General features: G+C 64.6%; 16 protein-coding genes. 5 read left to right on the top strand and 11 right to left on the bottom strand.

Features of this window, described 5'->3' with window-relative positions:
- A partial coding sequence (locus tag SE92_RS13085) for a DUF2147 domain-containing protein (protein WP_063203499.1) occupies nt 1-473 on the bottom strand: 473 nt, incomplete at its 3' end.
- 141 nt (nt 474-614) lie between these two features.
- Between SE92_RS13085 and hpnO the strand changes: the two genes are divergently transcribed.
- Nucleotides 615-2,006 (top strand): aminobacteriohopanetriol synthase HpnO, encoded by a 1,392-nt coding sequence (gene hpnO, locus SE92_RS13080; RefSeq protein WP_063196075.1) that lies wholly within the window; start codon nt 615-617, stop codon nt 2,004-2,006.
- A gap of 509 nt (nt 2,007-2,515) precedes the next feature.
- Here hpnO and SE92_RS13070 read toward each other — a convergent pair.
- The 7 genes from SE92_RS13070 to SE92_RS13040 all read right to left on the bottom strand — a co-directional run bounded on the left by SE92_RS13070 (nt 2,516) and on the right by SE92_RS13040 (nt 8,323).
- On the bottom strand, nt 2,516-2,701 hold the full coding sequence (locus SE92_RS13070; RefSeq protein WP_063196073.1) for a hypothetical protein: 186 nt from the start codon (nt 2,699-2,701) through the stop codon (nt 2,516-2,518).
- 103 nt (nt 2,702-2,804) lie between these two features.
- The gene (locus SE92_RS13065; protein ID WP_063196072.1) at nt 2,805-3,572 is read right to left on the bottom strand and encodes an anti-sigma factor family protein; all 768 of its coding nucleotides are present in this window, start codon (nt 3,570-3,572) and stop codon (nt 2,805-2,807) included.
- Nucleotides 3,569-4,117: a sigma-70 family RNA polymerase sigma factor gene (locus tag SE92_RS13060; protein WP_063196071.1), complete on the bottom strand. Its 549-nt coding sequence runs from the start codon at nt 4,115-4,117 to the stop codon at nt 3,569-3,571. Before SE92_RS13060 ends, SE92_RS13065 begins: the two co-directional genes overlap by 4 nt.
- A 127-nt stretch (nt 4,118-4,244) precedes the next feature.
- Nucleotides 4,245-4,580: a cupredoxin domain-containing protein gene (locus SE92_RS13055; protein ID WP_063196070.1), complete on the bottom strand. Its 336-nt coding sequence runs from the start codon at nt 4,578-4,580 to the stop codon at nt 4,245-4,247.
- 14 nt (nt 4,581-4,594) lie between these two features.
- Nucleotides 4,595-5,539, bottom strand: a complete 945-nt coding sequence (locus SE92_RS13050) for a metallophosphoesterase family protein (protein ID WP_063196069.1) — start codon at nt 5,537-5,539, stop codon at nt 4,595-4,597.
- Between the two features lie 270 nt (nt 5,540-5,809).
- Nucleotides 5,810-6,691, bottom strand: coding sequence for an alpha/beta fold hydrolase (locus SE92_RS13045; RefSeq protein WP_063196068.1), 882 nt, complete (start codon nt 6,689-6,691; stop codon nt 5,810-5,812).
- A gap of 12 nt (nt 6,692-6,703) precedes the next feature.
- Nucleotides 6,704-8,323: a GMC family oxidoreductase gene (locus tag SE92_RS13040; protein ID WP_063196067.1), complete on the bottom strand. Its 1,620-nt coding sequence runs from the start codon at nt 8,321-8,323 to the stop codon at nt 6,704-6,706.
- Nucleotides 8,324-8,498: 175 nt separating this feature from the next.
- Between SE92_RS13040 and SE92_RS13035 the strand changes: the two genes are divergently transcribed.
- Complete coding sequence (locus tag SE92_RS13035) at nt 8,499-9,671, top strand: M20 aminoacylase family protein (protein ID WP_063196066.1); 1,173 nt, start codon at nt 8,499-8,501, stop codon at nt 9,669-9,671.
- A gap of 154 nt (nt 9,672-9,825) precedes the next feature.
- Here the strand turns inward: SE92_RS13035 and SE92_RS13030 are convergent, their stop codons facing one another.
- The 3 genes from SE92_RS13030 to SE92_RS13020 form a co-directional block, all read right to left on the bottom strand.
- Nucleotides 9,826-11,454 (bottom strand): inorganic phosphate transporter, encoded by a 1,629-nt coding sequence (locus SE92_RS13030; protein ID WP_063196065.1) that lies wholly within the window; start codon nt 11,452-11,454, stop codon nt 9,826-9,828.
- Nucleotides 11,455-11,552: 98 nt separating this feature from the next.
- Nucleotides 11,553-12,995: a UdgX family uracil-DNA binding protein gene (locus tag SE92_RS13025; RefSeq protein WP_063196064.1), complete on the bottom strand. Its 1,443-nt coding sequence runs from the start codon at nt 12,993-12,995 to the stop codon at nt 11,553-11,555.
- Nucleotides 12,995-14,230, bottom strand: coding sequence for a putative DNA modification/repair radical SAM protein (locus tag SE92_RS13020; RefSeq protein ID WP_063196063.1), 1,236 nt, complete (start codon nt 14,228-14,230; stop codon nt 12,995-12,997). Before SE92_RS13020 ends, SE92_RS13025 begins: the two co-directional genes overlap by 1 nt.
- 161 nt (nt 14,231-14,391) lie before the next feature.
- On the opposite strand from SE92_RS13020, the gene SE92_RS13015 reads away from it, so the two are divergent.
- Genes SE92_RS13015 through SE92_RS13005 form a run of 3 tightly spaced genes read left to right on the top strand, consistent with a single transcriptional unit; the run spans nt 14,392 to nt 20,145 of the window.
- Nucleotides 14,392-15,186 (top strand): ImuA family protein, encoded by a 795-nt coding sequence (locus SE92_RS13015; protein ID WP_063196062.1) that lies wholly within the window; start codon nt 14,392-14,394, stop codon nt 15,184-15,186.
- Nucleotides 15,077-16,666: a Y-family DNA polymerase gene (locus SE92_RS13010; RefSeq protein WP_063196061.1), complete on the top strand. Its 1,590-nt coding sequence runs from the start codon at nt 15,077-15,079 to the stop codon at nt 16,664-16,666. Before SE92_RS13015 ends, SE92_RS13010 begins: the two co-directional genes overlap by 110 nt.
- Nucleotides 16,663-20,145 carry an error-prone DNA polymerase gene (locus SE92_RS13005; protein WP_063196060.1) on the top strand — a complete coding sequence of 1,161 codons (3,483 nt, stop codon included), beginning with the start codon at nt 16,663-16,665 and terminating at the stop codon, nt 20,143-20,145. Before SE92_RS13010 ends, SE92_RS13005 begins: the two co-directional genes overlap by 4 nt.
- The last annotated feature ends 6 nt before the right edge of the window (nt 20,146-20,151 follow it).

Here is a 20,151-nt window from a genome sequence, read left to right as displayed (position 1 = left end):
CCGGCGGCCTTGGGCGCGCCCTTGGCCATGGCATTGGCGGTGCTCGAGGGGATCGGCGGGCCAACCCGGGTCCAGGTCTCGCCGCCGCAGAGGAAGCCCATCACGCAGCCCTTGATTTCGAGCTGGTCGGTGCCAACAGGCGTGATGGTGGCGCTGTAGAGCTGGCCGTCCTTGGCGTTGTAGACCTGCCCTTCCCACTGATCGGCGCCGGGCTTCTTCTTCATGTCGATCAGCGTCGCCATGCCCAGCGTCGGCCGGGTCTTTTTCGAGGCGTCCGGATTGTTCTCGTCGCGGCCACCGGGCTGTTTTTCCCAGGAAACCGCGCCCCACATGCTGCCATTGCATTGGGCGACACGAATGTTGGCGACGCCATCGGCGACCCGCCAGTCGCCGGTGGGATCGGCAGCGAGCGCGGGAGTCAGGCAGGTGTAACCACCAGCCAGTAATATTCCGGTGTAAAGGGCCAAACGCATGATAGTTCCTCGGCAGTGCAACATGGTCTAAAGCTGTGCTTGCGAAGATGGTCCGAAAAAGGGCAAAAGGCCGCACAAACCGTTTTCAGTAACGGTCCGTTTTCAGTTGACGAAACGGCCCTCAATCGAAGTATGTAGCGGATGCACAGTCCAAATCCAGACATGTCTCAGCTATTCGCGGACCGTCAGGCCCAGCGTAGCGCCCTGCATAATCGGCATCTGAACGAGCAGTTCGTTCGGGTCCTCAAGACCATCGGCTACGATGTCGGCTTCCAGAAGGGGCAGGGGCAGTATCTGTACGATCGCGATGGCGCGCGCTATCTCGACCTGTTGTCCGGCTTTGGCGTGTTTGCGATCGGGCGCAACCATCCCGTCATGCGCGAGGCGCTCAAGAGCGTGCTCGACGCCGACCTGCCCAATCTCGTCCAATTCGACGTCTCGGTGCTCGCCGGCGTGCTCGCCGAGCGGCTCCTGAAATACGTTCCCTATCTCGACAAGGCGTTCTTCGCCAATTCCGGCGCCGAATGCGTCGAAGCCGCGATCAAATTTGCGCGCGGCGCGACGGGCCGTCCCGGCATCGTCTATTGCGCGCGCGGCTATCACGGCCTGACCTATGGCGCGCTGTCGCTGACGGGTGATTCGAACTTCCGCACGGGCTTCGAGCCGCTGCTGCCGGGCTGTACCTCGATCCCGTTCAACGATCTGGCCGCGCTCGAAAAGGCTTTGGCCTCGCGCGAGGTCGCAGCCTTCGTCGTCGAGCCGATCCAGGGCAAGGGCGTCAACATGCCCACCGACGAGTTCCTGCCCGGCGCGGCCGCGCTCTGCAAGAAATACGGCACGCTGTTCGTCGCCGACGAAATCCAGACCGGCATGGGCCGCACCGGCCGCTTCCTCGCGGTCGAGCACTGGAACGTCGAGCCCGACATGGTGCTGCTGTCGAAGTCGCTGTCCGGCGGCCACGTGCCGGTCGGTGCGGTGCTGACGCGCAAGGCCATCTTCGACAAGATCTTCAACCAGATGGACCGCGCCGTTGTGCACGGCTCCACCTTCTCCAAGAACGACCTGGCCATGGCCGCGGGCATTGCAACGCTCGACGTCATGGAGTCCGAGAAGCTGATCGAGTCCGCCGCCAAGCGCGGCGCCGAGCTGCGCCTGGCGCTGACGCGCATGGTGCCCGGCTATGAGTTGATGAAGGAAGTGCGCGGCAAGGGCCTGATGATCGGCGTCGAGTTCGGCCCGCCGAAATCGCTGCGGTTGCGCGCCTCCTGGAACGTGCTGGAGGCGGCCAACAAGGGCCTGTTCTGCCAGCTCATCACCGTGCCGCTGTTCAAGGATCACAAGATCCTGACCCAGGTCGCCGGCCACGGCAGCCACACCATCAAGCTACTGCCGCCGCTGACCATCACCGAGGAAGACTGCAGCTGGATCGAGAAGGCGTTCGACGACGTCATCGCCGGCAGCCACAAGGTCCCCGGCGCGATCTGGTCGCTCGGCAAGACGCTGGTGGACAACGCGGTGAGAAGGTCGGCGTAGACGATGCTGTAGCCCGGATGGAGCGCAGCGCAATCCGGGATTCTCAAGACAAGCGAGCCCGGCCTCGGATTGCGCTGCGCTTCATCGGGGTGACGACCTTGGCGCTGGCGGTATTGGCCGGAAGCCATGCCGCGCAGGCTCAGAGCGATCTCTCCGGTACGTGGAAGAGGAGTTGTGTCGATCGATTTGGTCTTCAGATCGATCGGGCGACCGAGACCCTCTACGCGATAAGGTTCTGCGGTCTCCGGCGATGTTCGGCGGACGAAGAATGGACCCCAAGATCCGCAATTCTCGGAGACCCCAAGTACAAGGTGATCTCTCCGTCGGAGCTCGGCGTCCGCAGGACCGACGACCAAACCCAGTATTTCTTGTTCCGCCACTGCCCGCCCGAACCCGAATGGCAGCGCGAGCCCAGAGCTCGTTAGTGCAGGACGGTGCTCTGATCGGGCCGCCTTAGGCTTGTTGACGGCGCTGTGCGGCGGTCGGCCTGATTTGGCCGACTGCGCCGATCAGCAACGTCCGGCGTAGTCCCAGATGTGAAGCATATTCAGCGTGAGCAAACCGGCAAAGCCGGCAATGACCGACAGCAGCGCGAACCAGATCCACTGCTTGCGCTCCTTGAAGGCCAGCAAGGCAGCGCAGCCCGCCGCGAACATCGATGGGAACGTGGCGCAGATAATCAGTGACGAAACCATGTCTGTCCTCCCAGTGGAGCTGCAATCTGCCGGATTGCGCTCGCGAGGACTGTGAGAGGCATCACCTCTGACCCATGATGCGGAGCTTCGCCCGCTACAGGAGCTACCCCTCCACATTCGCCTTCATCGCCGCCTCGAACTTGTCGACGAACTCGGCGAGCTCGTCGGCGCCGATGTCGCTGACGGCCCAGAAGTTCAGGCCGCGCTCGCCCCAGCGGCGGCAGTTGAAGCCCTGCATGGTCTGCGTCTTCGGCGGCCGGTGCTCGGTGCTCGACGTCTGCGACACGAACAGATTGACGACGTGTTGCCGCCGCTTGTAGACGACCGCGCCGATGGCGCGGGCGTCGATATAGTCGAGCCGGCCGCCGACCAGCGTGAAACCTTGCGCGGTGAGATCGATCACGGGCGGGGCGACGTCGAGCTTGCCGTTGAACCACGGCTTGACCGTATGTTGATCGGTCGAGACCACATCGGTGAGATGGCCGGCCTGGAGCGAGCGCAGATGCGCGGAGACGACCTCCGACAGGATACGCTGCTGGTCGTCCTGGCGCAGCACCAAGGCGACGATTCCTGTTGCGGCCATTGCGGAGACCGCCGAGCCCATCGCAAAGCCGCGCAGCACAGAGCGGCGGTTCGGTTGCTGGCGCTGCGCCTGCGGCAGCGAGGCTTCGATCCGGCTGCGCAGGCTGGCCGGCGCGGTGTAGCGCAAACTGGTGTCGGCGAGCACGCGCTGCATCTCGCGCTGTGCGGCGAACTCCGCGGCGCAGTCCGGGCAGGCCGCGAGATGGGCTTCGACCTCGCGCGCATGGCCGGCATCGAGCTCGTTGTCGAGCAGCGCGTGAAGCAGGATTCTTGCTTCGTCGCAGGTCATCTCGCTTGCTCCTCTTCCGCCGTCCAGGCCGCGCGCAGCATGGCGCGGGCGCGGGCGAGGCGGGACATCACGGTGCCGACGGGGGCGCCGACGGCCTCGGCGATTTCTCGATAGGACAAATTATTGATCTCGCGCAGCACGAAGGTTTCCCTGAACGGCTCGGCGAGCGCGTCGATCAGCTTGCGGATCGCACCGGCATCGCGGCTGCGTAGCACCTCGGTTTCCGGGCTGGCCTCGCTCTCCTGCCAGATCGGCGTCTGATCGGCGGCGCCGGGCGTATCGTCGATCGCGCTCGGCCGATGCGCGCGCCGCGCATATTCGGCGTTGCAGACGTTGCGCAGGATCGCGAACAGCCAGGGCTTCATGGCCGGGCCGCGATAGCTGTCGAAATGCTTCAGCGCGCGCAGATAGCACTCCTGCACCGCGTCTTCCGCGTCGGAGGCGTCGCGCAAGAGATAGCGCGCGAGCGTGTAGACGTCGTCGAGATAAGGCAGTGCCGCCTCGCGGAAGCGTTGTGCCTTCTGCAGATCGTCGGTGGCGGGCATCGCTCCTCGCTCTGCCTCTCGTTGTGCTTGCGGCTTCGTTTCGTCCCTGCGTGTGGTGGAAGGCACACGAGCCCGGCCGGCGTGGGACCACCGGCCGGGCAGGACGTTGATGCCTTGGTTGGAGACGTTACTCAACCTTGATCATCCCCGTCATGTGCGGGTGCAGCGAACAAAAATATTTGTAGTCGCCCGCATTGGTGAAGGTGAACGTGAACTTGTCGTCGGTGTCCAGGGTCTTGGACCTGAACTTGCCGGCCGACACCACGGTGTGCGGGATGTCGTCCCGGTTGGTCCAGGTCACGGTGGTGCCGACCTTGATCTTGAGCTCGGCCGGCTGGAAAACGAAATTGTCGATATGGACCTCCATGTCGTCGGCACGGGCACTTGTTGCGGGCAACAGGACGGCCGCGGCCAGAGCGAGACCAAGGTCGGCAGCAAAGTCGCGGCGGTTGAGAGTCTTCATTGTCAGCTTCCACCTCAGCCCTGGAGCGGCGTGTCGATGATCGCGAGCCGCTGCTCGTTCTGCTTGAAGTTGATGCTGGCGACGCCGAGCATACCGCGGAGCTTGGCGTCCTCGACCTTCATCGGACCGGGCGAGGGAGCGGTGCCCGGCGCAGGCTGCGGGAAGGCGGTGGAGCGCGCGGTGTGGAAGGTGACGTTGCCCTCGACCTTCTGCATCACCTGGTGGATGTGGCCGTTCAGCACGGTGACCGAGCCGAAGCCCTTCACCTGTTCCAGCGCGCGGCCGCCGTCCTCGGTGCCCCAGCCCCATTGCGGATAGACGGTCCAGAGCGGGATGTGTGCGAACAGCACGATCGGCGTCGATTTCGACTTGCCGCGCAGATCGTCCTCGAGCCAGGCGAGCTGCTCGGCGCCGAGATTGCCGAGACCGCCGGCCTTGAGGTCGACGACGTTGACGAGGCCGACGAAGTGAACGCCGCCGGCGTCAAACGAATACCAGCCGTGGCCCTTGGTGCCGCGGCCGTAGCGCTCGCGATAGAGCTTCACCTCCTCGTCAATGAAATCGTGCTCGCCGGGCACGTAATGCACGTCGAGCTTGGTCTGCGAGATGATGCGCTCGGCATTGTCGAACTCGCTGGCCTTCGACAGATGCGTGATGTCGCCGGTGTGGATCATGAAAGAGGGCTTGGCCGGCATCGCGTTGATCTTGTTGACTGCCTCTTCCAGCGTGCCGAGCGCGTTGGGATTGGCCGGCTTGTCGAAGCCGACATGGCTGTCGCTGATCTGCAGGAAGCTCATGCCGGGTGCAGCTGCCGTCGCAGCCTGTGCGGAATCAATGATCCCGAGCGAACGCGGCACGCCGCCCGTGACGGTCCAGAGCACCCCGGTGCCGGCCCAGGTCATGCACTCCAGCACCTTGCGGCGGCTGACGCCGTCGTCCCCGTGATCGTGTCCGCTCATCGCGCATCTCCACTTCGCCCGGAATTGGGCGTCGGGGAGGTGATTGGGGGAGAGGGAAACTTATTCCCGGATGGGATGACGTTTTCGTGAGGAGGACGATCTCGTGTCCCGGACGCGCTGCAACGCGGAGCGTTGCTGCGCAGAGCCGCGACCCAGCAAGCTGCATTGCGCGCCGTGAGATGGGCCCCGGCTCAGCAGCGCATCACCATAGCGCGTCGAAGACGCGCGTGAACGCGCTTATGGTGCTGCGCCGCGTCCGGGGCACGAGACCTATCTTGCGAATTCCCTGACCGCATCCACCACAGCCCCCGGCACTTCCTGCGCCACACAATGCCCGGCCCCTTCGAAGACCAGCGTGCTGACGCGAGGAATCAGCGAGACGGCGCGCCGGGTCATCTCCCAGTAGATCGGCCCCGACTTCGCAGCGGTCGTGACGCGCACAGGGCAGTCGATTTCGGTGAGCCAGCCGAATGGATTGCCGCGGGCATCGCCGACATAGACCTGCTCCATCGCCTCGTAGATCGGATGCAGGATCGCGGTCTCGATCTCGGGCGTGCAGCAGAGCCGCACTCGCCCATCGTCGAGCGACACGAAGCCGTGACGCACATAGGCGCGGAGTGAGGTCTCGGTCCAATCCGCAAACGCTGGCGCTACGCGGTAGCGCTCGTAGACGGCCTCAGCACTGTCGAACTCGGCGCGTCGGCGCAGCGTGCCTTCCACGCGGGCGAGGGATTCCTCGTTCAATCCGCCGGCGCGGGCCGCGCGCGGGTCCATCACTGTTGGCTCCATCACAAACAAGCGGGTGAAACGTCCCGGCAGCAGTTTTGCGGCGAGCAGGAGATCGGTCGCACCTGCGCTGTGGCCGACGCCGTAGACGTCGCGCAGTTCGAGCGCATTGACCACCCGGCAAACGTCATCGGCGTAATCAAGGAAATGATAGGCGCCGGGCTTGTGGCTGGCGCCGTGGCCGCGGCGGTCGAGCGCATAGACGGTGTAGGTCGAGGCAAGCTCGCGTGCGACCTCGTCCCAGACGGCGGCGACGAAACCGGTGCCGTGCACGAGGAGGGCAGGCGGCTTGCCGCTCTCGCCCCATTGCAGCATGGCGATCCCAGCATCGCCCGGGCCGATGGAAAAGCGGTGCGGGGAGATCATGAGGACGTGATGCTACTTCGCATCCTCCAGGATCATCGTCGCGCCCTTCTCCGCTATCATCGCCGTCGGCGTGTTGGTGTTGCCCGACGTGATGGTCGGCATGATCGAGGCGTCGACGATGCGCAGGCCGTCGAGGCCGTAGAAGCGCAGCCGCTCGTCCACCACTGCCATGGGATCGCTCACCGCGCCCATCTTCGCGGTGCCGACGGGGTGGAAGATCGTGGTGCCGATGTCGCCGGCGGCCTTGGCGAGCGAGGCATCGTCGTCGCCGACGGTGGGGCCGGGCAGGTATTCGCTCGGGCGATACTTGGCGAGCGCCTTCTGCTGCATCAGGCGGCGCGTGGTGCGGATGGCGTCGGCGCCAACCTGGCGGTCGTCGTCGGTGGAGAGGTAGTTCGGCGCAATGATCGGTTTCTCGTCGGGGCTCGCCGAGCGCAGCCGCACGGTGCCGCGCGAGGTCGGCTGCAGATTGCAGGCGCTGACGGTGATGGCGGGGAAGCGGTGCAGGGGATCGCCGAACTTGTCGAGCGACAGCGGCTGCACGTGGAACTGGATGTTGGCGCGGGCGCGCGTCGCATCCGAGCGCGTGAAGATGCCGAGCTGCGAGGGCGCCATGGTCAGCGGGCCGCGGCGGCGGAAGGCGTAATCAAGACCCATCAGGCCGCGGCGGAACAGATTGTAATAGGTCTCGTTCAGCGTGCGCACGCCCTCGACCTTGTAGATCGCGCGTTGCTGCAGATGGTCCTGTAAATTTCGGCCAACGCCGGGCTTGTCCATGACGATGTCAATGCCGAGCGGCGACAGCCAATCGGCAGGTCCAATGCCGGAGCGATGCAGCACCTGCACCGAGCCGATGGAGCCTGCCGAAAGCACCACCTCGCGTTTTGCGCGCGCCTCGATGATCTCGCCGTTCTGGATGAAGCGCACGCCCACAGCGCGGCCCTGCTCGATGATGAGACGGTCGACCAGCACATGCTTCTCGAGCCGCAGGTTCGGACGATTCAGCGCGGGCTTGAGGAAGCCGCGCGCAGAGGACCAGCGCCGGCCGCGCTTCTGGTTAACGTGGAAATAACTGGTGCCTTCGTTGTCGCCGGTGTTGAAATCAGGGATGCGCTTGATGCCCATCTCCTCGGCGGCGTCCCCAACGGCATCGAGAACGTCCCAGGACAGCCGCGGCGCCTCGATACGCCAGCCGCCGCCGGCGCCATGATGCTCGCTGGCGCCGAGGAAGTGATCTTCCAGACGCTTGAACATCGGCAGCACGTCGTCATAGCCCCAGCCGGTCATGCCGAGTTGGCGCCAATGATCGTAGTCGGCGGCCTGGCCGCGCATCGAGATCATGGCGTTGATCGCCGAGCAGCCGCCGATCACCTTGCCGCGGGGGTAGGCGAGCGAACGACCATTCAGGCCCGGCTCGAACTCGGTCTTGAACATCCAGTCCGAGCGCGGGTTGCCGATTGCGAAGAGATAGCCGACCGGGATGTGGAACCAGATCCAATTGTCGTCGCCACCGGCTTCGAGGATGAGGACGCGGTTTCTCGGATCGGCCGAAAGCCGATTGGCAAGAATGCAGCCGGCTGTGCCGGCTCCGACGATAATGTAGTCAAACTCACCTTCGAGCCGTCTCGGCATTCTGCTTCCACCCGGATGGTCACTTGGCGTTCCCTCCTAATAGGCAGACGCAGAGGATCGGGACAAGCCCGGCCATGCCGGCTGGGCAGGGCTAGACCCCAATCGCGGGCAGTTGGGTGGACTGCTGCTTGCATGGTAGACAGTCCCATATTCTACACAAAGCTCGAGAGCCTCCATGCCCATCGTGAACCGCGTCGCCGACCTCCAACCCGATATTCAGGCCTGGCGCCGGGACATCCATGAGCATCCGGAGCTGCTTTATGACGTGCACCGCACTGCAGCATTCGTCGCCGACCGGCTGCGCGAGTTCGGCTGCGACGAGGTCGTGACCGGCCTCGGCCAGACCGGCGTGGTCGGCGTGATCAAGGGCAGCAAGCCGGCCGGCGAGGGGCTCAAGGTGATCGGTATGCGTGCCGACATGGACGCGCTGCCGGTCGACGAGCAGACCAACCTGCCTTACGCCTCCAAGACCCCGGGCAAGATGCACGCCTGCGGCCATGACGGCCACACCGCGATGTTGCTCGGAGCAGCCCGTTACCTCGCTGAAACCCGCAACTTCGCCGGCGATGCGATCGTGATCTTCCAGCCCGCCGAGGAGGGCGGCGCCGGCGGCGCGGCCATGGTCAAGGACGGCCTGATGGAGCGCTTCGGCATCGAGCAGGTCTACGGCATGCACAACGGCCCGGGCATCCCGATCGGCTCGTTCGCGATCCGGCCCGGTCCGATCATGGCGGCGACCGACGAGGTCGACATCAACATCGAAGGCCTCGGCGGCCATGCCGCGCGTCCGCACAAATGCATTGATTCCGTGCTGGTCGGCGCGCAGGTGATCACGGCGCTGCAGTCGATCGTCGCGCGCAGCGTCGATCCCCTGGAATCGGCGGTGATCTCGATCTGCGAATTCCACGCCGGCAATGCCCGCAACGTGATTCCGCAGACCGCGACGCTGAAGGGCACCATCCGCACGCTCTCGCCCGAGGTGCGCAAGCTGGTCGAGAAGCGCGTGCACGAGGTGGTGGCGGGCGTGGCGCAGATCACCGGCGCCAAGATCGACCTGCGCTATCATCGCAATTATCCCGTCGTGAACAACCACGCCGCGGAGACCGAGGTGGCGCGCCGCATCGCCAGCCAAGTCGCAGGCGAAGCCAATGTGCACGAGATGCCGCCGCTGATGGGCGGCGAGGACTTCGCCTATATGCTGGAAGCGCGGCCCGGCGCCTTCATCTTCTGCGGCAACGGCGACAGCGCCGGCCTGCATCACCCCGCCTACAATTTCAACGACGAGGCGATCGTCTACGGCACGTCGTATTGGGTCAAACTGGTCGAGGAATCGCTGGCGGCGTCGTAAGCGCCTCCACATCATCCCGCAGGCGCCTCGCAGAGGTGAACCCGGGATCTCGAGATTCCGGATTCGGTTCTGCGGACCGCCCCGGAATGAACAGCTGGAATGCAAATGGCCAGGCGCAAGCCCGGCCATTCGCCTTTGTGAAGTGTCGTTCTTCTCAGAAGATTCGCGAGAAGATCACGTAGAGCGTGGCCGACAGCATGATCGCGCAGGGCAGCGTCAGCACCCAGGCCATCAGCAGATTGCGGATCGTCGACCATTGCAGGCCCGAACCGTTCGCGGCCATGGTGCCGGCGACGCCGGATGACAGCACGTGGGTGGTGGAGACCGGCAGGCCGAACACGTCGGCGGCGCCGATCGTAGCGGCGGCGACGAGCTCGGCGGACGCACCTTGCGCATAGGTGAGATGGGTCTTGCCGATCTTCTCACCGACGGTGATGACGATGCGCTTCCAGCCGATCATGGTGCCGAGGCCGAGCGCGATGGCCACCGCGACCTTCACCCAGGTCGGGATGAACTTGGTGGCGGCATCGAGCGAGCCCTTGTAGGCGTTCAGCGTCGCGACATCCTCCTTGCTGAGATCGTTCTCCTTGTCCTTCATCAGGAAGCGGATCGCTTCCGAGGTCATGTACATGTCGTTGCGGGTGTTGCCGACGGCTTCCGCCGGAACCTTGTTCAGCGTGCCGTATTTGGCGACCTGATCGCCGACGTCCTTCACCAGGACCGCGAGCGAGGGATAGGTGCCCTCGTTGATCTGATGCAGCGCGATGTACTGCGTCACCGCCGGGCGGGGATCGCCGATGATGCTGTGGCCGGCACCTTTCGCCGAGATCACCTTGGAGGCGGCATCCGAGGTCTTCTGGAACTGGACGACCTGAGATTCCGGCAGCGCGCGGTTGAGGGCGTAAGCCGTCGGCACGGTGCCGATCAGGATCAGCATGATCAGGCCCATGCCCTTCTGGCCGTCGTTGGAGCCGTGCGCAAAGCTGACGCCGGTGCAGGTCGCGATCAAGAGGCCGCGGATCCAGAGCGGCGGCGCCTTGTTGCCCTCGGGCGCCGAATACAGAGCCGGGTTGCGCACGATGAACTTGAGCAGCAGCAACAGCACGGCAGCGCAGATGAAGCCGAACAGCGGCGACAGCAGCAGCGCGTAGCCGATCTCGGTGGCCTTGCTCCAGTCCACGCCCGAGGTGCCATCACGGCCGCGCATGATGGCGTTGGCGACGCCGACGCCGATGATCGAGCCGATCAGCGTGTGCGAGGAGGAGGCGGGCAGGCCGAAGAACCAGGTGCCGAGATTCCACAGGATCGCGGCGATCAGAAGCGCGAACACCATGGCGAAGCCGGCGCTGGAGCCGACCTGGAGGATCAGCTCGACCGGGAGCAGCGAGACGATGCCGAAGGCGACCGCGCCGGAGGACAACAGCACGCCGAGGAAGTTGAAGAAGCCCGACCACATCACGGCGACTTCGGCCGGCAGCGAATGGGTGTAGATCACGGTCGCCACCGCATTGGCGGTGTCGTGGAAGCCGTTGACGAACTCGAAGCCGAGCGCAATCAGGAGCGCGACGAACAAGAGGATGTAGGGCAGGAAGGTCGTGACCTTGGTTCCGGTCGCGTTGACGTCGGCATAGATGCTGTAGGCGACGAACAGCAGGCCCGCGGCGAGGATGCCGAAGAACAGGATCATCGTCAGCGGATTGAAGCCCTTGTCGAGATTTGGCCGCGAGGCCGGCTGGACGGGCGCGGGATCGGCTACCGCGCGGTCGAATGCAACATCGGTCATGTCTGGACGCCCCTTAACTTTGAAGTAAGGGTATTGTCCGCGATGGATTTGAAGGCCGGATGACAACCGCCGCGTGAAAACCGTTTTCCCGCCAGTCTTTAGGCGGCCCGTGCGGATTTCTTCTGCAACGACGCCGCGATCTTCAGGTCTTCGACAAAGCGATGATATTCCAGCGCCTTGGCCTCGGGATCGGGTAGCCGCAGCAGATAGGACGGGTGCACCGTCACCAGAGCCTTGCGTCCGTCGGGCAGGTCTATGAGGCGGCCGCGGGTCTTGCCGATCGGGGTAATCTTGCCGAACACGCTTTGCGCCGCGGTGGCACCCATCGCCACGATCAGATCGGGCTGAATGGCCGCGACTTCCCGCTCGAACCATTGCCGACAGGCGCGGATCTCAGGCGTACTCGGCTTCTGGTGCAGGCGGATCTTGCCGCGCGGCACGAATTTGAAGTGTTTGACCGCGTTGGTGACATAGACCTTCTTGCGATCGACACCGGCTTCCTCCAGCGCACGGTCCAACATCTGGCCGGCCGGGCCGACGAAGGGATGGCCGGCGAGGTCTTCCTTGTCGCCGGGCTGCTCGCCGACCAGCATGATGTTGGCCGACTTCGGGCCTTCGCCGAACACGGTCTGGGTTGCGTCCTTGTAGAGAGGGCAGGCGCGGCAATGCGCGGCTTCCTCGCGGAGGGTTTCGAGATCGTCGGCTGTGGTCTTGCGTATCATCGGAGCCTCCGGCCGCTTCTGAGGCTTGTGCGGATCGGTCGCGGCGTTGGCGATCATGGCGCCGGTCATGCGTTCGGCGTCCTCGATCAGGGGCTTAATGATCGAGGCCTCGGGCAGGTTCCTCCAGTATTTCTTCGGCATCTCCGCTTGCATCGCCTTCACCTTGAGCCGGGCCGGATTGAAGATGCTGGCGTAGTAGCGCCGCCATGTTTCCTCCAGCCGGTCTTCGCCCGGCGCTTCACTCTTGCTGACGCCCGGCGTGAACGAGAGTGCGTGGCCGTCCCAATGCGCGGAGAGATCGGGCGTCAGGATCGACCATGGCATGTCGGCAAAGCGTTTGGCGAAGAAGGGCGCTGCGAGCTCGACGATGTGATGTTCCGGCTCGAACCAGGCGACGTAGTGGGCATCGCGTTCCCGGCCGATCTCGCGGAAACGTACGAAGGCATGCATCTTGTGCTCGTCGCGGTGAACCGCGCGTGCCATCGCCGTAACCTGCGCAACATCGGTGTCGGTCGCGACCTCCATGAGATCGTGGTTGTCCTTCAATCGCCAGAGCAGGCGATAGAGGATCGCAAAGCGCTGGCGATCGCGGTGCAGGATTGCGGCCTGGGCGAGGTCGACGAATTTGCCTGATACGCTGAAGGTGCCGTCGTTCACTTCGAGGATCGGAGACGGCGCGGACGGCGCGAACAACTCGGCCTCGCCGCCCCGCACGGCCCAGGTGACGTCAGTGGGCTGCACATGATGAAGCACGAGGCTGCGGGCAGTTTTGCGCCAGCCGTCGAAATCGGTTTCGGTGTCGAGGGTGATGTACTGCATCAGAAGCCAAATCCCAATTGTGTTGCCTTCGGCTTGAACCGTTCGATCAGCCGCGCGTCGTCGAGACGATGCGGCGAGGGACGGTGATCGCTGAGGACGATGAACGGCAGCGCCTTGTGCTTGGGCACGTGCAGGCGCGCGAGATCGGCGAGGCGGATGGTGGTGGTGCGCCGTGTCGCGATGATGCGTTCGACGGCCTTGGTGCCGAAGCCGGGCACACGCAGCAGCTGCTCGCGGCTGGCGCGGTTGACGTCGAGCGGGAAGCGGTCGCGGTGGCGTAGCGCCCAGGCAAGTTTTGGGTCGATGTCGAGCGGCAGCATCGCGCTGTCGTCGACGATCTCCGCAACGTCGAAGCCGTAGAACCGCATCAGCCAATCGGCCTGGTAGAGCCGGTGCTCGCGCAGCAGCGGCGGCTGTACCAGTGGCAAAGCGCGGCTGGCATCGGGGATCGGGCTGAAGGCGGAGTAATAGACGCGCCGCAGCTTGTAGGAGCCGTAGAGATTGGAGCTTGTATGGAGGATGGTGTGATCGGAGGCGCTATCCGCGCCGACGATCATCTGCGTGCTCTGGCCGGCCGGTGCGAAACGTTGCGGCCTGGCCTTCGTCTTCGCTCTCCGGTTCTCCTCGGCCTCGTCGAGCTTCAGCCGCAGCCGGCCCATGGTGCGGCGGATCGCGCGCACGTCCTTCTCCGGCGCGAATTGCTGCAGGCTCGTCTCATCAGGCATCTCGATGTTGATCGAGAGACGGTCGGCATATTTGCCGGCCTCCGCGATCAATGCGTCGTCGGCCTCGGGAATGGTCTTGAGATGGATGTAGCCGCGGAAGTGATGCTCCTCGCGCAGTTTTCGCGCGACGCTGACGACTTGCTCCATGGTGTAGTCGGGGCTGCGGATGATGCCGGAGGAGAGGAACAGGCCTTCGATGTAATTGCGCCGGTAGAAGTCGAGCGTCAGCTTGACCACTTCGTCGATGGTGAAGCGGGCGCGCGGCACGTTCGAGGAGGCGCGATTGACGCAATAGAGGCAATCGTAATTGCAGGCGTTGGTCAGCAGCACCTTGAGCAGCGAGATGCAGCGTCCGTCCGGGGCGTAGGAATGGCAGATGCCCATGCCGGGCGCGGTCGAGCCCATGCCCTTGCCGTCGCTGGAATCCCGCTTTTCAGTGCCGCTGGAGGCACAGGACGCGTCGTACTTGGCGGCGTCCGCGAGAATCTCCAGCTTGCGTTGCACGTCCATGTTGGAATCCCCTTGATTCAGCTCATGAATCCCTAGGCGCGCCAATTCGATTGACTCTTCTGGCGCCGTTAGCTTTATATTAGAACATATCATGAACAAATGAGCCAGCCATTGGTTCTCTTCGAGAGCCACCGGCCATCACCTCTGAAGGAGCGGCGAGCATGAGCGGCGCACGTCTAAGCGCGCTTGCGACCTTGCGCGGCCAGATCGAACGCATCGAGACCGCGGAGGTCGTGCATCAGTACGATCGGGTCGCGCTCGGTCATCACGAGGTCGATGCCGTGCTGAAGGGCGGGCTCGCGCGTGCGGCGATCCACGAGGTGTTTTGCGAGGGGCGCCAGGGCGCGGCCGGCACGGGATTCGTCATGGGGCTTGTGGGCCGCGTGAGCGCGCAGCGACCGCTACTGTGGGTGCGGCAGGATTTTTCGGAAGTGGAGACCGGCGCGCTGTCGATGAGCGGGCTCAAAGAGCTCGGCCTCGACCCGCGCCGCGTGGTGACGGTGCGCGCCGCCGATGTCGAGAGCGCGCTGCGCACCGCGGCCGACGCGCTCGCCTGCGATGCGCTGGGCGCCGTCGTGCTCGAGCTCTGGGGCGAGACCAGGCAGTTCGATCTGGTGGCGAGCCGCAAGCTGACGCTGGCCGCGCAGGGCTCCGGCGTCACCGGCCTGATGCTGCGGATGGCGGCGCAGCCGCTGCCCTCGACCGCGGAGACCAGGTGGATGTTGCGCGCGGCGCATTCACCGCCGGGACCTGTGTGGAGCGCCTGGGGCGCGCCGCGCTTCGATGCCGAGCTGTTGCGCAATCGTCATGGCCAATGCGGCCGCTGGATCATGGAATGGAATTGTGATGAGTGCCAGTTCAGTGAACCGTCGGCGGATTCTCAGCCTGTGGCTGCCACGCCTGCCCATCGACCGGATCCAGCGATTTTTGCAGGTGAGCGGCGGCGCGCAGGATGAGCCCGGCATCGTCGTCATCAAGGACAACAATGCGCTGGTGATCCATGCGCTCAATGAGGCCGCCGAGCGTCTCGGTCTGCATATCGGCCAGCCCCTGGCCAATGCGCGGGCGATGTGTCCGGATTTGCGGGTGTTCGATGCCGATGTCGTGGCCGATGCCAAGACGCTCAGCGACATCGCCGATTGGTGCGACCGCTTCACGCCGCTGGTGGCGCTCGATCCGCCGCACGGGCTGTTCCTCGATATCACCGGCTGCGCGCATCTGTTCGGCGGCGAGGCTGCGCTGCTCAAGACGCTGGTTCGGGCGCTTGCCCGCCAGGGCTTTGCCGTCGGTGCGGCGATCGCCGGCACCTCGGTCTGCGCGCGCACGCTGACGCGGCAGGCCTCAGGAAGCATCGTCGCCGATGGCGGGGAGGCGGAGGCGATCAGCCGATTTCCGGTGTCCGCGCTCGGTGCAAGCGAGACCATCACCACCGGTCTGCGCCGCGCCGGGCTGAAGACCATCGGCGATGTCGCCGCGCGCACAGCAAGCGAAATCACGGCGCGGTTCGGCGCGCGGTTCTCGACGCTGCTCGCGCATGCGCTGGGGCAGGGCGATGCGCCGATCAGTCCGCGCAAGCCGCTACCCGATTACATCGTCGAGAAGCGCTTTGCCGAGCCGATTGCGACCGACACCATGATCGCGATGACGCTGTCGCGCCTTGCCGACACCTTGATCGCCTCGATGGAGAAACAGGGCAAGGGCGCGCGGCGGCTGGAAGCGGCCTTCTTCCGCACCGACGGCGTGGTGCGCGCGATCATGGTCGAGACCGGACGTCCCGTGACACGAAGTGCGGTGATCGACCGCCTGTTCCGCGAGCGGCTCGATGCGCTCGCAGATCCCCTCGATCCCGGCTTCGGCTTCGACATGGTGCGCCTGTCGGCGAGCCGCACTGAGATCGTGGTGCAGGAACAGCGCGATCTCGACGCCCATGTCCACGACAATGACGAACTCGCCGCGTTGATTGATCGTATCGCCGCGCGCATTGGCGGCAAGCGCGTCGTCGTGCACCTGCCTGAGGATAGCCATATCCCCGAATGTGCGGCGATGGCCGCGCCGGCGCAGCATCATCTCGCGGCCGCCATGCAGACCGAATGGCCCGCACGTGTCGAGAGCGAGCCGCCGCTGCGTCCCCTAAGGCTGTTCGACAAGCCGGAGCCGATCAAGGTGCCGTTCGCCGCCGTGCCGGATGGTCCGCCGCATCAATTCACCTGGCGCCGTGCGTTGCATGCGGTGGTGCGGGTGGAAGGGCCCGAGCGCATCGCGATGGAATGGTGGCGGCAGGACGCCAAGCAGCTGACGCGGGATTACTTCCGCATCGAGGATGCCGAGGGCCTGCGCTTCTGGATCTTTCGCGACGGTCTTTACGAGGGAGAGGTGTTCGATGGCGATGGCAAGCCCGCTTCTCCCGGCTGGTATGTGCACGGTCTTTTCGCATGACGTCCCCCGCCTATGCCGAGATCGGCATCACCACGAACTTCTCTTTCCTGCGCGGCGGCTCGGATCCGCGCGCTTACGTGCATCAGGCGAGCAAGCTCGGCCTTCCCGCGATCGGAATCGCCGACCACAACACGCTGGCCGGCGTGGTGCGGGCCTGGAATGAGCTCGACAACGATAAGGTGGTGCACAAGCCGAAACTGCTGATCGGCGCGCGCATCGTCTTCATCGACGGCACGCCCGACATTTTCGTCTACCCGCGCGATCGCGCCGCCTATGGCCGGCTCTGCCAGCTCCTGACCCGGGGCAAGCGCGGCGACGACATCACGCGGATCGAGAAGGGCGAGTGCCGTCTCACCTTCGTCGATCTCCTGGAATTTTCGGAAGGACAGCTCCTGGTCCTGACGCTGCCGCATCGCTTCGAGCCGGCGCAGGCGCTGGATATCCTTGCCAAGCTAAAAGACAGCCGCGCCGAGGGCGTCTGGCTGGCGGCGAGCCTGGTCTATCGCGGCGACGACCGCCGCCGCCTCGCGCGGCTCGATGATCTCGCGACGAAGGCAAAGGTGCCGCTGCTCGCGACCAACGAGGTGCTGTATCACGACCCCCGCCGCCGTCCTCTGCAGGACGTGCTGACCTGCATCCGGGAGAAGACCACGATCGAGGCGGTTGGGCGGAAGCTCGAGGCCAATGCCGAACGGTTCCTGAAGACGCCACGCGAGATGGCGCGGCTGTTCCGCGATTTCCCCGATGCGATCGCACAAACCATGCGCTTTGCGGACAGGATCGATTTTTCGCTCGATCAGCTCAAATACCAATATCCTGATGAGCCCGTGCCGCCTGGCAAGACCGCCCAAGGGCATCTGGAGGATTTGACCTGGGCGGGCGTCGACAAATATTTCGGCGGTATCGAGAATATCGACGACAAGCTGCGCGCGACGTTGAAGAAGGAGCTCGCGCTGATCGCCGAGCTGAAATACGCGCATTATTTCCTCACCGTGCACGACATCGTGCAATATGCGCGCAGCCAGAACATTCTGTGCCAGGGCCGAGGCTCGGCGGCGAATTCGGCCGTGTGCTACGTGCTCGGCATTACCTCGGTCGATCCGACCAAGGTCGATCTCTTGTTCGAGCGCTTCATCTCCAAGGAGCGGCTGGAGCCGCCCGATATCGACGTCGATTTCGAGCATTCGCGCCGCGAGGAGGTGATGCAATATGTCTATCGCCGCTACGGCCGCCACCGCGCCGCGATCATCGCCACCGTCATCCATTATCGTCCGCGCAGTGCCATTCGCGACGTCGGCAAGGCACTGGGCCTGACCGAGGACGTCACCGCAGCCCTCGCCGACACCGTCTGGGGCAGCTGGGGCAAGGGCCTCAACGACATGCAGGTGAGGCAGGCCGGGCTCGATCCCAGCAATCCCATGATCAACCTCGCGGTCGAGCTTGCGACCGAGCTGATCGAATTCCCCCGCCATCTCTCCCAGCATGTCGGCGGCTATGTGCTGACCCAGGACCGGCTCGACACCTATGTCCCGATCGGCAATGCCGCGATGGACGACCGCACCTTCATCGAATGGGACAAGGACGACGTCGATGCGCTCAGCATGATGAAGGTCGATGTGCTTGCGCTGGGCATGCTGACCTGCATCCGCAAGTGTTTTGACTTGATCGATCAGCACAAAGGCAAGCGCTACGCGCTGTCGGATATCAAGGGCGAAGATGACGACGAAGTCTATCAAATGCTGCAGCGGGGCGAATCGCTCGGGGTGTTCCAGGTCGAGAGCCGCGCCCAGATGAACATGCTGCCGCGCCTGAAGCCGCGGACGTTCTATGATCTCGTCATTGAAGTCGCGATCGTGCGGCCGGGGCCGATCCAGGGCGACATGGTGCATCCGTATTTGCGCCGGCGGAACGGTTTGGAGAAGGTGACCTATCCCTCGCCATCCTCGGAGTATGGTCCTCCGGACGAGCTCTACAAGGTGCTGCACAAGACCAAGGGCGTGCCCCTGTTTCAGGAGCAGGCCATGCGCATCGCGATCGAGGCGGCAAAGTTCACCTCCGAAGAAGCCAACGGCCTGCGCCGCTCGATGTCGACTTTCCGCAACCTTGGCACGATTGGCAAATACGAGGAGAAGCTGATTGGCAACATGGTGGCGCGCGGCTACGATGCCAACTTCGCCAGGAGCTGCTTTGACCAGATCAAGGGCTTTGGCTCCTACGGTTTCCCCGAGAGCCATGCCGCGAGCTTTGCGCAGCTCGTCTACATCTCCTCATGGCTGAAATATCATCACCCCGACGCCTTCTGCTGCGGCCTCCTGAACTCGCAGCCGATGGGTTTTTACGCCCCGGCGCAGATCGTCGGCGATGCTCGCAAGAACGGCGTCGAGGTTCGCGACATCGACGTGTCCTACAGCTTTGCGCAGAACACGCTGGAGCAGGGCAGCGGTAAATATTGCGCCGTCCGTCTCGGCTTTCGCCAGATCGACGGCTTTCATTGGCTGGATGAAGATGAGGAGCGGCTGAAGAGGGATCGGCTGTCATTCCGGGGCGCGCGGAGCGCGAGGCCGGAATCCATCGGGCCGCATGCGCCTGGTGGAATGGATTCTCAGATGCGCAATTACGCATCAGAGTTCGACGCTGACGCGTCGCCCCGGAATGACAATGCGGAGAAATCACAAGACTGGGCCGACCGCATCGTCGCTGCCCGCAACCGCCGTCCCTTCACCTCGCTCGAGGATTTTGCCCGCGACACCGGCCTGCCCAAGCGCGCGCTGATCCTGCTGGCCGATGCCGACGCATTCCGCTCGCTCGGGCTCGACCGCCGCGAAGCGCTGTGGCAGGTGCGGCGGCTGCCTGACGATGTACCGCTGCCGCTGTTCGAGGCAGCGACCGCGCGCGAGCAACCGGACGAGCATGCGAGGCCCTTGCCCGAGATGCCGCTCTCCGAGCAGGTCGTCGCGGACTACCAGACCATCCGCCTCTCGCTGAAGGGCCATCCGATGGAATTCTTGCGCGAGATGTTTTCGCGCGAGCGGATCGTCGCCTGCAGGGAGATCAGCCACGAGAACGAGCGGCGCCGCGTCCGCTGCGCCGGCGTGGTGCTGGTGCGGCAGCGGCCGGGCAGTGCCAGCGGGGTCGTGTTCATGACGCTGGAGGACGAAACCGGCATCGCCAATGTCGTGGTGTGGCCCAAGATCATGGAGCAGTACCGGAAGGAAGTGATGGGCGCGCGCCTCATCGAGGTCCAGGGCTATATCCAGAGCAGCCCCGAAAAGGTGACGCACCTGATCGCCCAGCGCATGATCGACCGCTCGCACGATCTGGTCGGCCTCGCCAACGACGCGCTAGGCGGCAAGCATCCGGCAGCTGCCACCGACGAGCCGCTCAACGAGGACCCGCGTGCTCTCGCCGACATGCCGGCGCAAAAAATCCGCCACCCTCGCAACGTCCGTATCCTGCCGCCGTCGCGGGATTTTCATTGAAGGATG

The organism is Bradyrhizobium sp. AT1, from assembly GCF_001590795.1.
Lineage (GTDB): Bacteria > Pseudomonadota > Alphaproteobacteria > Rhizobiales > Xanthobacteraceae > Bradyrhizobium.
This window is presented reverse-complemented; position numbering and strand designations above follow the sequence as displayed.